This window comes from Bradyrhizobium erythrophlei (genome assembly GCF_900142985.1).
Lineage (GTDB): Bacteria > Pseudomonadota > Alphaproteobacteria > Rhizobiales > Xanthobacteraceae > Bradyrhizobium > Bradyrhizobium erythrophlei_B.
In genome coordinates this window covers 2,156,210-2,170,056 of sequence record NZ_LT670849.1, presented here as the reverse complement: position 1 = coordinate 2,170,056, position 13,847 = coordinate 2,156,210, and the positions used below count along the sequence as shown (strand labels likewise).

The following is a 13,847-nucleotide window of genomic DNA, read 5'->3' as shown; positions in this document are numbered from 1 at the left end:
GCGTTCGCGGGGACGACGGGTAATTGTTCATGACATCGTCCAAATCCATCTCTCGCAATGCGCTCTCGGCGGTTTCCGCGAGTTCGGTCGTATCGTCCTTGTTGACGGTGCAGACCCCGGGCCGCGGCTTCGTCGACCTGACGGCCGAGGTCGCGGAGTTCGTGCAGGAGGCGAATGCCGTCGAGGGCCAGTTGACGCTGTTCATCCGTCACACCTCGGCTTCGCTGACGATCCAGGAGAATGCCGATCCCACCGTGCTGAGAGATTTGACTGCCGCGCTCGATCGTCTCGCGCCGGAGGATTTTGGCTGGAGCCACGATACCGAGGGTCCCGACGACATGCCCGCCCATGTCAAAACCATGCTCTCGGCAACCTCGCTGCAAGTGCCGGTCATGAAGGGCAAGCTCATGTTAGGCGTGTGGCAGGCGATCTACCTGATCGAGCACCGGCGGCGTCCGCACGCCCGTGAGGTCGTCATCCAGTTCGTCGGCAAGACCCGCACCGATTAGCAGCGCGCAGAAAGCAAAACCGGCCGCGGATCGCTCCGCGGCCGGCTTTGGTCCCCCTCCGGGACGAGATCAGTTGGTTCGGATATCGACATCCTTGGTTTCGGGCAGGAAGAAGAAGCCGACCACTGCGGTGATAGATGCGAAGATGATCGGGTACCAAAGGCCTGCATAGATATCGCCGGTCGAGGCGACGATCGCGAAGGCCGTCGCAGGCAACAACCCGCCAAACCAGCCATTGCCGATGTGATAGGGCAGCGACATCGAGGTGTAACGGATTCTGGTCGGGAACAGTTCGACCAGCATCGCAGCGATCGGTCCGTATACCATGGTCACGAAGATCACCAGGATGAACAGCAATCCAATGATTGCTGCGACCTGCGGACGGAAGATGTCAAACGGGTTGCTCATCTTCACGATGCCCGCATCTCCCGCCTTGGGATAACCGGCGGCAGCTACCGCAGCGGCGACGGCCGGGTTTCCAGCTTTCGCATCGGCATAGGCCACGTCCTTGCCATTGATCATCACCTTCACGCCCGAACCCGCCGGGCCTGACGTGGTCGAATACTTGACCGATGACTTGGCGAGGAAGTCGCGGGCGGTGTCGCAAGGTGAGGTGAACACGCGGGTACCGACCGGGTTGAACAGATCGCCGCAGCCTGCGGGATCGGCCACCACCTCGACCTTTACGGATTCGATCGCCTTTTCGAGCGCCGGATTGGCATTGGTGGTGATCATCCGGAAGATCGGAAAGAAGGTCAGTGCCGCGATCAGACAGCCGGCCAGGATAATCGGCTTGCGTCCAATCTTGTCCGACAAGGCGCCGAACACGAGGAAGAAGCCGGTGCCGAGCAGCAGCGACCAGGCGATCAAAAGATTCGCGGTGTAGCCGTCGACCTTCAAAATCGATTGCAAGAAGAACAGCGCGTAGAATTGGCCCGTGTACCAGACCACGCCCTGACCCATCACGCCGCCAAGCAGCGCCAGCAAGACGATCTTGGCATTGCTCCAGTTGCCGAAGGCTTCGGTGAGCGGAGCCTTCGAGCTCTTGCCCTCGTCCTTCATCTTCTGGAACACCGGCGATTCATTCAAGCGCAGCCGGATCCAGACGGATATGCCTAACAGCACCACCGAGACCAGGAATGGAATACGCCAGCCCCAGGCGGCGAAGTCGGCCTCGCCAATAGCGGAGCGGGTGAACAGGATCACCAGCAGCGACAGAAACAGGCCAAGCGTGGCCGTCGTCTGGATGAACGAGGTGTAGTACCCGCGTTTGCCGGCAGGCGCGTGCTCGGCCACATAGGTAGCGGCACCGCCGTACTCACCACCGAGCGCCAGACCCTGGGCCAGACGCAAGCCGATCAGAATGACCGGCGCGGCAAAGCCGATGGTTGCTGCGTTCGGCAGCAGGCCGACGATGAAGGTCGACAAACCCATGATGAGGATGGTGACGAGGAAGGTGTATTTGCGTCCGACAATGTCGCCAATGCGTCCGAAAACGATGGCGCCGAATGGACGGACCAGGAAGCCGGCTGCAAAGGCGAGCAGTGCGAAAATATCGCGAGTCGCAGGCGGATAGGCCGAGAAGAACTGCGCACCGATAATGCCGGCGAGCGACCCATAAAGATAGAAATCGTACCATTCGAAAACGGTACCGAGCGACGAGGCAAGAATGACGAAACGTTCGTCTTTCGTCATCCCGCCGCTGCGGGTGTCGCCACCCGCTGTTGCTGCCATTGCCATAGTGCGCACTCCCCGAAAATCCAGATGCTGCTTCGTCCTTGCGCGCCGGACGAACCAGGCCGCGAGGTTATGTCGCACGGTAACATCGCCGTGAAAGCTCGCCCAGTAAGACTTTCGGCTCGCTGGGGAGGGCGCATCTATAGGCAGAAGGAAGATGGCAAGGCTTGCCGCGCCCGTCGTTCTCGAGGACTATTGCAGCGCACAAGCAGCGGAGTTAACCGCTATTTCGCATGGCGGTATCCGTAGTCTTGCGTGCGGTCACAGGCCGCAGGACAATCGAAAAGCAAAACGGCTACACCGGGATTTGCCTTCACCGTAACCCATTGCAAGCAATAGATGACTGCCACCCATCTCGTCATTGCCGATGACCACCCGCTGTTCCGCGACGCCTTGCGGCAGGCGGTGGCGAGCGTGGTGACATCGGCCAAAATCGATGAGGCCGGCAGCTTCGAGGAACTGACGGCGCTGCTCGATCAGGATTCCGACGTTGATCTGGTGCTGCTCGATCTGACGATGCCGGGAATCTCGGGCTTTTCCGGACTGATTTACCTGCGGGCGCAATTTCCGGCCATTCCGGTCGTGATCGTTTCGGCGAGCGACGATGGCGGAACCATCCGCCAGTCGCTGGACTTCGGCGCGTCCGGCTTCATCCCGAAGCGATTTGGCGTTGAAACACTGCGTGATGCCATCATGAAGGTGCTCGACGGCGACGTCTGGGTGCCGGCGGACACCGACCTGTCCTCGCAGACCGATCCGGAACTGGCGCGTCTGCGCGACCGCCTGGTAACGCTCACCCCGCAGCAGGTGCGGGTGCTGATGATGCTGTCGGAAGGTCTGCTCAACAAGCAGATCGCCTATGAGCTTGGCGTGTCGGAAGCGACCATCAAGGCGCACGTCTCTGCGATCCTGCAAAAACTCGGCGTCGAAAGCCGGACGCAGGCGGTGATTGCCGCCTCCAAAATCGCCGGCGGCCAGTGGCGCGCGCCGCAGCAGCCCTAGCTCTTACTCCGCAGCGACCATCTGCTGGGTGCGCCATTGTCCGACCAGCGCGCGCAGCGAGGCCGGCTTCACCGGCTTGTTCAGCACCGCGACGTTTTCCTCGCGCGCGGCGGCGCGTACGTGCGGGCTGCGGTCGGCGGTGATGAGGATGGCGGGGATCGTCTCGCCAAATTTCTTGCGGATGTCGCGGATCGCGGCGAGCCCGTTGCCGCGGTCGAGGTGATAGTCGACCAGAAGTCCGGTGACCCGCTTGTTCGCCGCTTCGATCGCCTCGATGGCGGATTCGGGATCGGCGACCGCAATGACCTCGGCGTCCCAGCCCTTCAATAGCGTTTTCATGCCGTCGAGGATCGCGGCATCGTTTTCGATGCAGGCGATCAAAGTGCCCGCCATCGGCGTTTTCGCCAATGGCGTGGCGCTGGTGACCGCGGCGGTATGGTTGATGGCCTTCGCCGTCGGCACCGTCACCGAGAACAGCGAGCCGCCGCTGGCGATGGAATCGATCGCGATGCCGTGACCGAGCACGCGGGCGAGCCGTTCGACGATCGACAATCCGAGCCCGAGGCCACGCGCGATCCGCGCGCCTTGCTCCAGCCGGTGAAACTCCTTGAAGATCTCGCCGCGCTTCTGCACGGGAATGCCGACGCCGGTGTCATAGACACCAATATGCAGGGACTGGCCGCGACGGCGGCAGCCGACCAGCACCCGACCGCGCGGGGTATATTTGATGGCGTTGGAAATCAGGTTCTGCAACAGCCGCCGCAGCAACAATCGATCGGATTGCACCGGCAGCGAGCATGGCTCGAAGGTGAGCTTCAGCCCCTTGGCGCGCGCGATCGGTGCGAATTCGATTTCCAGCGAGCGCATCAGGTCCCCGATCTTGAAATTCGTGATCGAGGTTGTCATGGCGCCGGCGTCGAGCCGCGAAATGTCGAGCAGCGCGCCGAGGATTTCCTCGATCGCTTCAAGTGAATCGTCGATGTTCTCGACCAGCCTGGAATCCTCGCCGCCGTTCTGGCGTTCGACGAGGCTCGTCACATAGAGGCGGGCTGCATTCAGCGGCTGAAGGATGTCGTGGCTTGCCGCCGCCAAAAAACGCGTCTTGGAGATATTGGCATCTTCGGCGGTGCTTTTCGCCAGCGCCAGCTCCGAGTTCAACCGCGTCAGCTCCTCGGTGCGGTCGCGGACGCGCTTCTCCAGCGTGGCGTTGGCGCGCTCCAGCGCTTCGGCCGCTTCAAAGGAAGGCGTGACGTCGGAGAAGGTGATGACGAGGCCGCCGCCCGGCATCCGGTTGGAGCGCACTTCGATCACCATATGCCGGTCCGGCAGGCGCTCGAGATACGGCTTGCCTTCGGCGGTGTAAGCCTTCAGCCGCCGCTCCACCACCATGTCGTTGTCGCCAAACTCCGATGGCGTGATCGCCGTGATGTATTCGAGGATTTCCTTCAACGGAATCCCGATCTGCACGAGATGTGGCGCCAGGCCGAGGATGTCGCCGAACTGGCGGTTGGAGCAGATCAGTTGCAGGTCGGCGTCGAACACGGCGATGCCCTGCCGCACGTGATTGAGTGCGGTTTGCAGGACCTCGCGGTTGAAATGCAGCGCCGCGTGGGAATCATCGAGCAGCTTGAGCGCCGCCTTGGCGGAGACCGTTCGTTTGCGCAACAGCAGCGACATCACGAGGCGCGATGAAGCGGCGCCGATCGATGATGCGATCAGATGCTCGGCGTGCTGGAGCAGTTCGAAATCGGCCGGCGCCGACGGTGACAGGTGAGTGCTGTGCGAGGCCGCAAAGGCCTCGAAGGACTCCCGTGCGCGGTCGGGTCCGAGATATTGCGCCACCGTGCTCTGGATGTCCTGCACGGTCACGGTGGTGCGCCAGCGGCGGAACGTTGGCGTCATCGGCGTCAGGACGCTCGGCGCGAACAGATCCGCCTGCATCCGTTCGATCGAGGATGGCTGACGCGACAGCGACAGCAGCACATAAGTCAGGATGTTGAGCGAGAGCGACCACAGCACGCCGTGCAGAAGTTGCGGGAGGTTGGAGCCGAACAACGCCTGCGGCCTCAGCGTCTCGATCCCGAACGGGCCGTTTTGCAGGAACGCGAGCCCGACCGGCGTGCCGTCGAGGAAGCTCGGCAGGAAAAGCGTGTAGCCCCACATCGCAAAGCCGACCAGCATGCCGGCCATGGCGCCGCGTGCGGTGGCGCGCTGCCAGAACAGTCCGCCGAAGAAAGCGGGCGCGAGCTGCGCGATCGCCGCAAACGACAACAGCCCGATCGCGGCGAGTTGTGCCTCGCCGAGCGCGCGGTAGTAGAAATAGCCGAGAGCCATGATGGCGAAGATGGCGAAGCGGCGCGTCCCCAGCAGGAAGCGGCCGAAATCCTGCTGGCCGTTGCCGGTTTCGCGCCGGCGCTGCAATACCAGCGGCATGATGATGTCGTTTGACACCATCACGGAAAGCGCGACGCATTCGACGATCACCATGGCGGTGGCAGCCGACAATCCGCCGACGAACACGGCGACGCTAAGCAGCGATGCATCGCCCTCGACCGGCAGTGCCAGCACGAACATGTCCGGATCCACCGCACCGAACGGAAACATGATGAGGCCCGCGAGCGCGATCGGAATCACGAACAGGTTGATCGCTACCAGATAGGTCGGAAACAACCAGCGCGCGCGATTGACTTCCGCGGGCGTGGAATTCTCGACCACGCTGACGTGGAACTGGCGCGGCAGCAGCATGATCGCGCAGAATGACAGCAGCGTCATGGTCAGGAAATTGCCGATCGACGGCACGTATTCGATGGCGCGTACGGCTTCCGGCGTCTTCATCGCGCGCTCGACCAGTTCGTGCGGCGAGAACATCCAGAAGGTGACGAAGGCGCCGGCTGCGATGAAGGCCACGAGTTTGACGATCGATTCGGTGGCGACCGCCAGCATCAATCCGTGTTGATGTTCGGTCGCATCGGTCTGGCGGGTTCCGAACAAGACGGCAAAAGCCGCCATCGCCAGCATGGCGATCAGCGCGATGTCGCCAATGACGGGGATGGCGACGAACGCCTGCTCGTCGACCAGGATGGTTTCGAGCGAGGAGGCGACAGCCTTGAGCTGAAGCGCGATGTAGGGCACCGAACCGATAATGGCGATCACCGCCACCGTCGCGGCCACCGCCTGGCTCTTGCCGTAACGCGCGGCGATGAAGTCGGCGATCGAGGTGATGTTCTGAGATTTGGCGAGCTTGATCACCCGGCGCAGCAACGGGGTGCAGAGGCCGATCATCAGGATCGGGCCGACATAGATCGCCAGGAAGTCGACGCTGGTGCGGGTGGCAAAGCCGACTGAACCGAAGAAGGTCCACGAAGTGCAGTAGATCGCAAGCGACAGCGGATAGATCAGCCCGCTGGCGCGGCCGCGCTGCGCCGGCGAGAGACGGTCGCCGTAACTCGCCACGAAAAACAGGAAGCCGATGTAGCCGAAGGCGACTGCAATCACGCCCCAGTCGTGCAGCATTGCTGCTCACTCCCTTGAGATACGGACGCCCTCGTGCGGTGCGCCCGCACCAGGACCGTTATTCAAGGAAGAACTATAGCCGGACTGGACCGGCTACGCACGTTGCGCGAGGTTTTGGGGCCGAAACCGGCTGCTATCAGGCGGATTAAGGTTATTCCGCCGCCATCGACTTCTGCTTCAGCGGCAGGCCGAGCTGTTCCCAGACCTGCAACAGGGCGTCCGCCAGCTGGTCGATCACCGCGTCGTCGTGATAGGGCGAGGGCGTGATCCTCAACCGTTCGGTGCCTTTGGCCACCGTCGGATAGTTGATCGGCTGGATGTAGATGCCATGCTCTTCCAGCAACAGGTCGGAGGCCTGCTTGCACTTCTCGGGATCGCCGACGAACAGCGGCACGATATGGGTGTCGCTCGACATCACGGGCAGGCCCGCCGCGGTCAGGATCGCCTTGGTGCGGGCCGCGCGGTCCTGGTGGCGTTCACGCTCCCAGTTCGAGGTCTTCAGGTGCCGGATCGCGGCGGTTGCGGCCGAGCAGATCGCCGGCGGCAGCGCGGTCGTGAAGATAAAGCCGGGGGCGTAGGAGCGCACCGCGTCCACCATTTCGGCGCTGCCGGCGATGTAGCCGCCGAGACAGCCGAAGGCCTTGGCAAGCGTGCCTTCCAGGATATCGATACGGTGCATGACCCCGTCGCGTTCGGCAATGCCGCCGCCGCGCGGGCCGTACATGCCGACCGCATGGACCTCGTCGACATAGGTCATCGCGCCGTATTTCTCGGCGAGATCGCAAATCTTCGACAGCGGCGCGATGTCGCCGTCCATCGAGTAAAGGCTCTCGCAGGCGATCAGCTTCGGCCGGTCGCCGGCGGCACGCAGCAGTTCTTCCAGATGCGCCATGTCGCTGTGGCGGAAGATCTGCCGCTCGCATCCGGCGCCGCGAACGCCTTCGATCATCGAATTGTGGTTGAGCGCGTCGGAGAGAATGAGGCAGTTCGGAATGAGTTTTGCGATGGTCGCGATACCGGTCTGGTTCGACACATAGCCCGAGGTGAAGAGCAGGGCTGCTTCCTTGCCGTGCAGATCGGCGAGTTCCTGCTCGAGTTGCACCAGCGGATGATGGGTGCCGGCGATGTTGCGGGTGCCACCGGCGCCAGTGCCGACGCGGGTCGCAGTCTCGACCATCGCGCCAACCACCTTCGGATGCTGGCCCATGCCGAGGTAATCGTTGGAGCACCAGATCACGACGTTGCGGGCGCCTTTCGGCGAATGCCACACCGCATGCGGGAAACGGCCGGCAACGCGTTCCAGATCGGCAAAGACCCGATACCGCCGCTCGTCATGAAGGCGATTGAGGGCGGTACGGAAAAACTGGCTGTAATCCATCGCGGAACCTGGAACTTGAGCGGGCCGAAGAGTGAGGACACCTTTTTAGAGGGTTTCCATAATCGATGTCGAGCCGAATTCAAACGCCGCCCGCACGGCGAAGGCATTGATTTCGATCAAGTTTGGGTGCGCGTCGCGTTCGGCTCTGCCATGCAGAACCGTAAACCACGATGCTTCCTCAAGCTTTTCTAAAAACGCTCCGATTTTCTCCATCGTGCTGTCTGGTGCCCCGGCGTCGGCGGCCCAAGCGCCGCCGGCCGACGCACGATCCATATGAATTGAAATGGAAGTTTTTGAAACAATTGTTGCAAAATCGAGAGGTGGCGGCCTAGGATCGAGCCATGGACAGAGGCCCGCTGACCGAGCAGATCATCCGCAGCTTCGACAACATGCCCGCGCAATTGCAGGCTGGCGCACGTTACGTGCTCGATCGTCCCCGCGATGTGGCGCTGTTGTCGATGCGCGAACAGGCACGTCAGGCCGGCGTGCAGCCGGCGACGATGACGCGGCTTGCGAAACGTCTCGGCATGGACGGCTATGAGGAGGTGCGCGAACTCTATGCCGCTGCCGTGCGCGAAGGCGACCTCGGTTTTGCCGGCAAGGCTGGCGTGCAGGTCATCAGTCAGAAATTGAAGGGCGACAAGGCGCTCGCTGCCGACATGCTGACCTCGATCGGCCAGCAAATTCAAAAGCTCGCAACACCCGCGGGCCTCGATCGTCTGGTCAGCGCCGCCAGGGCGCTGGCGTCGGCGCGCCGGATCTACTGTCTGGGCTTGAGATCAAGCCATTCGATCGCCTGGCATCTTCATTACGTGCTCACGCTGGTTGGCGATCGCTCGGTTCATATCGACGGCATTGGCGCCACGGGCCCTGACGCGCTGGCGCGCGCGACCGACAAGGACGTGCTGCTTGTCGCGAGCGTCATGCCCTATACGCGCATGACCATCGAGCTCGCCGAATATGCGGTCGCGCAGGGTATCGCGGTGGTCGCGATCACCGACAGCGAAGTCGCGCCGCTGGCGCAGATCGCCCAGCATAGCGTGCTGGTTTCGACCGAAAGTCCGTCATTCTTTCACGCGATGTCGCCGGCCTTTGCCGTTGCCGAAGTTCTCGGCGCCATCATCGCCGGCCGCGGTGGCGATGCGGCGCTCGCCTCGCTGCGGCATTCGGACGGCCATCTCGCCGCGCTCAATACCCACCTCAAATCCAGACAACAAAGCAAGAAGTCGTCATGACCCACATTCTTCACCGTTCCGCCAACGCCAAAATGCCCGTCGCCGTCGGCGGCAAGGGGATCGAATTGTTCGATCAGACCGGCAAGGCCTATATCGATGCCTCCGGCGGCGCGGCGGTGTCCTGCCTCGGCCATGGCCATCCCGATGTGATCGCCGCGCTTCACAGGCAGATCGACAAGCTCGCCTACGCCCACACCGGCTTTTTCACCACCGAAGTCGCCGAACAGCTCGCCGACCGGCTGGTCGAGACCGCGCCCGAGGGCATCGACCACGTCTATCTCGTCAGCGGCGGATCGGAGGCGATCGAAGCGGCGCTGAAAATGGCGCGGCAATATTTCGTCGAGAAGGGCGAGCCGCAGCGGCGCCACATCATCGCGCGCCGCCAGAGCTATCACGGCAATACGCTGGGGGCGCTGGCGACCGGCGGCAACGAGTGGCGCCGCGCGCAGTTCCGTCCGCTCCTGATCGAAACCCATCACATCGACCCCTGTTATGCCTATCGCTGGCAGAAGGCCGGCGAGAGCGATGCCGAATACGCCGCGCGCGCCGCGCAACAGCTCGAAGACAAGATCCTGGAACTCGGGCCCGATACCGTCATTGCCTTCGTGGCGGAGACGGTGGTTGGCGCGACCTCGGGCGCGGTGCCGCCGGTCGCCGATTACTTCAAGCGCATCCGCGCGATCTGCGACCGCTACGGCGTGCTGCTCATTCTCGATGAAGTCATGTGCGGCATGGGCCGCACCGGGACGCTGCATGCCTGCGAACAGGACGACATCGCGCCGGACCTGATGGCGATCGCCAAGGGGCTCGGCGGCGGCTATCAGCCGGTCGGCGCCACCCTTCTGAGCGGCAAGATTTTCGAAGCGTTCTCCAAAGGCTCCGGCTTCTTCCAGCACGGCCACACCTATATGGGCCACCCGATGGCGGCCGCAGCCGGGCTTGCGGTGCAGGACGTGCTCCGCCGCGATCATCTGCTCGACAATGTGGTTGCCATGGGTGGCCACCTGCAACGGCGCCTCGAAGAGCGCTTTGCCAACCACCATCACGTCGGTGACATCCGCGGCCGTGGCCTGTTCCGCGGCATGGAGCTCGTCTCCGAAGTCGATTCGAAAAAGCCGTTTGCGCCGGAATTGAAAATCAACGCGGCCGTGAAGCGCGAAGCCATGGCGCGCGGCCTGATGGTCTATCCGATGGGCGGCACGATCGATGGCGTGAACGGCGACCACGTCCTGATCGCGCCGCCGTTCATCGTGAACCGGGAACAGATCGACACCATTGTCGAGCGTCTGGGCGATGCGGTCGACGCCGCGGTCGCGTCCGTCAAATGAGGGCGCGTCGAATCTGAAGTCATTGTAGGAGGGGAGTAAATCATGAAGAGAATAGCCACCGGCCTTGCCACGCTGTGCGTGCTGGCGTTTGCGCCGGTTTCGTCGTCAGCTCAAAGCCTCAGCCCGACGCTGCAAAAGATCAGGGACGCCGGCACGATCACGATCGGCCATCGCGATTCCTCGGTGCCGTTCTCCTATCTCGACAATAACCAGAAGCCGATCGGGTTTTCGCTGGAGCTGTGTGACCTCGTGGTTGCGAAGACCAAGGCGAAGCTGAACAAGCCCGATCTCAAGATCGCCTATCAGGCGGTCAACTCGTCGAATCGCATTCCGTTGGTCAAGAACGGCACCGTCGATATCGAGTGCGGCTCGACCGCCAACACCATCGCGCGCCAGCAGGAGGTCGCCTACTCCGTGATCTTCTATGCGCCGCAATTCAAATGGCTGGCACTGAAAGCCTCCGATCTCAAGACCACGGACGATCTCAAGGGCAAGGCCGTGGTGGTCACGCAGGGTACCAACACCGCGCAATTCGTCGCCAAGCTCAACGCCGAAAAAAATCTCGGTATGAAGATCCTGCAAGGAAAGGACCATGCCGAATCCTTCCTACTGGTCGAGACCGGCCGTGCCTCGGCTTTCATGGAAGACGATATTTTGCTCGCGGGCCTCAAGGCCAATGCGGCCTCGCCAGATAATCTCGCTTTCCTGAACGACGCCTATCCGAGCGATCCCTACGGCGTGATGATGGCCAAGGGCGATGGCGAATTCAAAAAGCTGGTCGATGACGCGCTGGTCGAGGCCATGAAGTCCGGCCTCTACGACAAGCTCTACACCAAGTGGTTCGAGAGCCCGATTCCTCCGAAGAACATCAACCTCAAATTTCCGCAGTCGGACAAGCTCAAGGAATTGGTCAAAACCCCCAGTGACAAGGCGATCGGCCAGTGACGAGAGGCGATCCAGCCGCGTCATAAGGGGTAATCGCCAATGTCCCTCCTGTTCGAGACCACTCCCGACGGTGCAGGGCGGTACATCGACTGGATCCTGAACGGTCTGGTCTGGACATTGTCGCTGGCGTTTGGCGCCTGGGCCATCGCGCTTGTCGTCGGTACGCTGGTCGGCGTGGCCCGCACATTGAGAGGCGGAATCTGGCCGAGGCTCGGCCGGATTTATGTTGAGACCTTCCGCAACATTCCGCTCCTGGTGCAGATGTTCTTCTGGTACTTCGCGCTGCCGGAAATTCTGCCGCAGCGGATCGGGCTCGCCATCAAGCAGATCGACCCGCCGTGGGGCAGTTTTGTCCCGGCGCTGATTTGCCTGGGCCTCTTCACCGCGGCGCGGATCGCCGAACAGGTCCGCGCCGGCGTGCAGGCGCTCCCCGCAGGCCAGAGCGCGGCCGCTTCCGCGCTCGGGTTCGGCCGCGCGGGCCTCTACCGGGTGATCCTGTTGCCGCAGGCGTTCCGCATCATCCTGCCCACGCTGACCAACGAGTTCATGACGATCTTCAAGAACACGTCGGTGGCCCTGACCATCGGGCTCGTCGAACTGACCGCGACGGCGCGGGAAATCAACGAAAACACGTTTCGCACCTTCGAGGCGTATGGCGTCGTTACGCTGGTCTATCTCGTGATCGCGCTGCTTGCCTGGTCGCTGATGTACTGGATCGAACGCGCGATGCAGTTACCGAGCCTCGTCAGCGGGAGCGCACGGAAATGAAGCTCGATCTTTCCGCCATCGCTTCCGTTGCGCCGTTCCTGCTGTCGGGACTTCTGTTCACGCTCCAGATCACTTGTGTCGGTGTCGCCGGTGGCATCGTGTTCGGCAGCCTGCTCGCCGTGGCGCGGCTCTCGCGCAATCGCCTGCTCTCGGCTTTCGCGACCGCCTACATCAACCTGATGCGTTCGATCCCGCTGATCATGGTGATTTTCTGGGTCTTCTTTCTGGTGCCGTGGGCGATCGGATGGCTGACCAATGGCGGTCGCCCCGTCGCGGTCGGCGCGTCGCTGACGATTTACGTCACCTTCGTGCTGTTCGAGGCGGCCTACTATGCCGAGATCGTGCGCGCCGGTTTCCGTTCGATTTCGAGCGGGCAATATGCGGCGTGCGACGCGCTCGGGCTCTCCAGGCTTCACGCCTATGTTTATATTCTTTTTCCGCAGGCGATCCGCAACGTGCTGCCGATCCTGCTGACCCAGACCATCATTCTATTCCAGGACACGTCGCTGGTTTACGTCATTTCGGCCACGGATCTTCTGGGCGCGGCCACCAAGATCGCACAGCGAGACGGCAGTCTGGTCGAGATGTATCTGACCGTCGGCGTCATTTATTTCCTGTTCTGTTACGCCGCCTCGCAGTTCGTCAAACGGCTGCAAGGCCGGCTCTCTTATGGAGTTCGCGGATGATCTCGATCAGCCATGTCTCGAAATCCTACGGAACGTTTCAGGTTCTGAAGGACTGCAACGCGGAAGTCGCCCGCGGCGAAGTGGTGGTGATTTGCGGGCCGTCGGGTTCGGGCAAGAGCACGCTGATCAAGACGGTGAACGGGCTCGAGACCATCGACTCTGGTGAGATCAAGGTCGGCGACTTTCGGCTTGCGCCTGGCGTCACCCATATGGCCGCGCTGCGGCGCTCGGTCGGCATGGTGTTCCAGAGTTTTGAGCTGTTTCCGCATCTCACAGTGTTGAGCAACGTGACGATCGCACAGACGAAGGTGTTGAGGCGGCCGAAAGCGGTGGCCGAGGAGAAGGCGCGCTCATTGCTGACGCGCGTTGGACTCTCGGCCCACATCACAAAATATCCGGCGCAACTGTCCGGCGGCCAGCAACAGCGCGTCGCGATCGCGCGGGCGCTGGCGCTCGATCCTGAAGTGATGCTGTTCGACGAGCCGACCTCGGCGCTCGATCCCGAAATGGTCAACGAGGTGTTGGACGTGATGACGTCGCTGGCGAAGCAGGGCATGACGATGATCTGCGTCACCCACGAGATGGGCTTTGCCCGCAACGTCGCCAGCCGGGTGCTGTTCATGGACGGTGGCGAAATCGTCGAAACGGCAGACGCTGCAAGGTTCTTCAACGCGCCCGAATCGGAACGCGCCAAGGCTTTCCTCGCCAGAATTCTCAAGCACTGAAGCCGGCGCGGCTTGCCCGCG

The 13,847-nt window shown here is 62.3% G+C and carries 12 protein-coding genes; 8 read left to right on the top strand and 4 right to left on the bottom strand.

What is annotated here, in order from left to right; all coding sequences use genetic code 11:
- Positions 1 to 29: 29 nt before the first annotated feature.
- The gene (locus BUA38_RS10165) at positions 30 to 509 is read left to right on the top strand and encodes a secondary thiamine-phosphate synthase enzyme YjbQ (protein ID WP_072817806.1); all 480 of its coding nucleotides are present in this window, start codon (positions 30 to 32) and stop codon (positions 507 to 509) included.
- Positions 510 to 578: 69 nt separating this feature from the next.
- Here BUA38_RS10165 and BUA38_RS10160 read toward each other — a convergent pair whose 3' ends face one another.
- A complete protein-coding gene (locus BUA38_RS10160) occupies positions 579 to 2,204 on the bottom strand; it encodes an MFS transporter (protein ID WP_156898939.1) in 1,626 nt (541 codons plus the stop codon).
- 381 nt (positions 2,205 to 2,585) lie between these two features.
- Here BUA38_RS10160 and BUA38_RS10155 point away from each other — a divergent pair, with 381 nt between their 5' ends.
- Entirely contained in the window at positions 2,586 to 3,248 is a 663-nt protein-coding gene (locus BUA38_RS10155) for a response regulator (RefSeq protein ID WP_072817804.1), read from the top strand.
- Between the two features lie 3 nt (positions 3,249 to 3,251).
- Here the strand turns inward: BUA38_RS10155 and BUA38_RS10150 are convergent, their stop codons facing one another.
- The 3 genes from BUA38_RS10150 to BUA38_RS10140 form a co-directional block, all read right to left on the bottom strand.
- The gene (locus tag BUA38_RS10150; protein WP_072817803.1) at positions 3,252 to 6,761 is read right to left on the bottom strand and encodes a PAS domain-containing hybrid sensor histidine kinase/response regulator; all 3,510 of its coding nucleotides are present in this window, start codon (positions 6,759 to 6,761) and stop codon (positions 3,252 to 3,254) included.
- Positions 6,762 to 6,912: 151 nt separating this feature from the next.
- A complete protein-coding gene (gene hemA, locus BUA38_RS10145; RefSeq protein WP_072817802.1) occupies positions 6,913 to 8,139 on the bottom strand; it encodes a 5-aminolevulinate synthase in 1,227 nt (408 codons plus the stop codon).
- 45 nt (positions 8,140 to 8,184) lie between these two features.
- A complete protein-coding gene (locus tag BUA38_RS10140; protein ID WP_072817801.1) occupies positions 8,185 to 8,412 on the bottom strand; it encodes a hypothetical protein in 228 nt (75 codons plus the stop codon).
- Between the two features lie 68 nt (positions 8,413 to 8,480).
- Between BUA38_RS10140 and BUA38_RS10135 the strand changes: the two genes are divergently transcribed.
- The 6 genes from BUA38_RS10135 to BUA38_RS10110 are packed head-to-tail and all read left to right on the top strand — an operon-like array spanning position 8,481 to position 13,826.
- Positions 8,481 to 9,374, top strand: coding sequence for a MurR/RpiR family transcriptional regulator (locus BUA38_RS10135; RefSeq protein WP_072817800.1), 894 nt, complete (start codon positions 8,481 to 8,483; stop codon positions 9,372 to 9,374).
- The gene (locus tag BUA38_RS10130) at positions 9,371 to 10,702 is read left to right on the top strand and encodes an aspartate aminotransferase family protein (protein ID WP_072817799.1); all 1,332 of its coding nucleotides are present in this window, start codon (positions 9,371 to 9,373) and stop codon (positions 10,700 to 10,702) included. Before BUA38_RS10135 ends, BUA38_RS10130 begins: the two co-directional genes overlap by 4 nt.
- Positions 10,703 to 10,744: 42 nt before the next feature.
- Positions 10,745 to 11,647, top strand: a complete 903-nt coding sequence (locus tag BUA38_RS10125; RefSeq protein ID WP_072817798.1) for a transporter substrate-binding domain-containing protein — start codon at positions 10,745 to 10,747, stop codon at positions 11,645 to 11,647.
- A gap of 39 nt (positions 11,648 to 11,686) precedes the next feature.
- Positions 11,687 to 12,415, top strand: coding sequence for an amino acid ABC transporter permease (locus BUA38_RS10120; RefSeq protein ID WP_072817797.1), 729 nt, complete (start codon positions 11,687 to 11,689; stop codon positions 12,413 to 12,415).
- Entirely contained in the window at positions 12,412 to 13,101 is a 690-nt protein-coding gene (locus BUA38_RS10115; protein WP_072817796.1) for an amino acid ABC transporter permease, read from the top strand. Before BUA38_RS10120 ends, BUA38_RS10115 begins: the two co-directional genes overlap by 4 nt.
- Complete coding sequence (locus BUA38_RS10110) at positions 13,098 to 13,826, top strand: amino acid ABC transporter ATP-binding protein (protein WP_072817795.1); 729 nt, start codon at positions 13,098 to 13,100, stop codon at positions 13,824 to 13,826. The genes BUA38_RS10115 and BUA38_RS10110 overlap by 4 nt, the downstream gene beginning before the upstream one ends.
- Positions 13,827 to 13,847 lie beyond the last annotated feature (21 nt).

What these genes read in the sequence shown, in the direction of transcription:
- BUA38_RS10165 (WP_072817806.1), top strand. Translation starts at nt 30, where the DNA reads ATGACATCGTCCAAATCCATCTCTCGCAATGCGCTCTCGGCGGTTTCC.
- BUA38_RS10160 (WP_156898939.1), bottom strand. Translation starts at nt 2,204, where the DNA reads ATGACGAAAGACGAACGTTTCGTCATTCTTGCCTCGTCGCTCGGTACC.
- BUA38_RS10155 (WP_072817804.1), top strand. Translation starts at nt 2,586, where the DNA reads ATGACTGCCACCCATCTCGTCATTGCCGATGACCACCCGCTGTTCCGC.
- BUA38_RS10150 (WP_072817803.1), bottom strand. Translation starts at nt 6,761, where the DNA reads ATGCTGCACGACTGGGGCGTGATTGCAGTCGCCTTCGGCTACATCGGC.
- hemA (WP_072817802.1), bottom strand. Translation starts at nt 8,139, where the DNA reads ATGGATTACAGCCAGTTTTTCCGTACCGCCCTCAATCGCCTTCATGAC.
- BUA38_RS10140 (WP_072817801.1), bottom strand. Translation starts at nt 8,412, where the DNA reads ATGGATCGTGCGTCGGCCGGCGGCGCTTGGGCCGCCGACGCCGGGGCA.
- BUA38_RS10135 (WP_072817800.1), top strand. Translation starts at nt 8,481, where the DNA reads ATGGACAGAGGCCCGCTGACCGAGCAGATCATCCGCAGCTTCGACAAC.
- BUA38_RS10130 (WP_072817799.1), top strand. Translation starts at nt 9,371, where the DNA reads ATGACCCACATTCTTCACCGTTCCGCCAACGCCAAAATGCCCGTCGCC.
- BUA38_RS10125 (WP_072817798.1), top strand. Translation starts at nt 10,745, where the DNA reads ATGAAGAGAATAGCCACCGGCCTTGCCACGCTGTGCGTGCTGGCGTTT.
- BUA38_RS10120 (WP_072817797.1), top strand. Translation starts at nt 11,687, where the DNA reads ATGTCCCTCCTGTTCGAGACCACTCCCGACGGTGCAGGGCGGTACATC.
- BUA38_RS10115 (WP_072817796.1), top strand. Translation starts at nt 12,412, where the DNA reads ATGAAGCTCGATCTTTCCGCCATCGCTTCCGTTGCGCCGTTCCTGCTG.
- BUA38_RS10110 (WP_072817795.1), top strand. Translation starts at nt 13,098, where the DNA reads ATGATCTCGATCAGCCATGTCTCGAAATCCTACGGAACGTTTCAGGTT.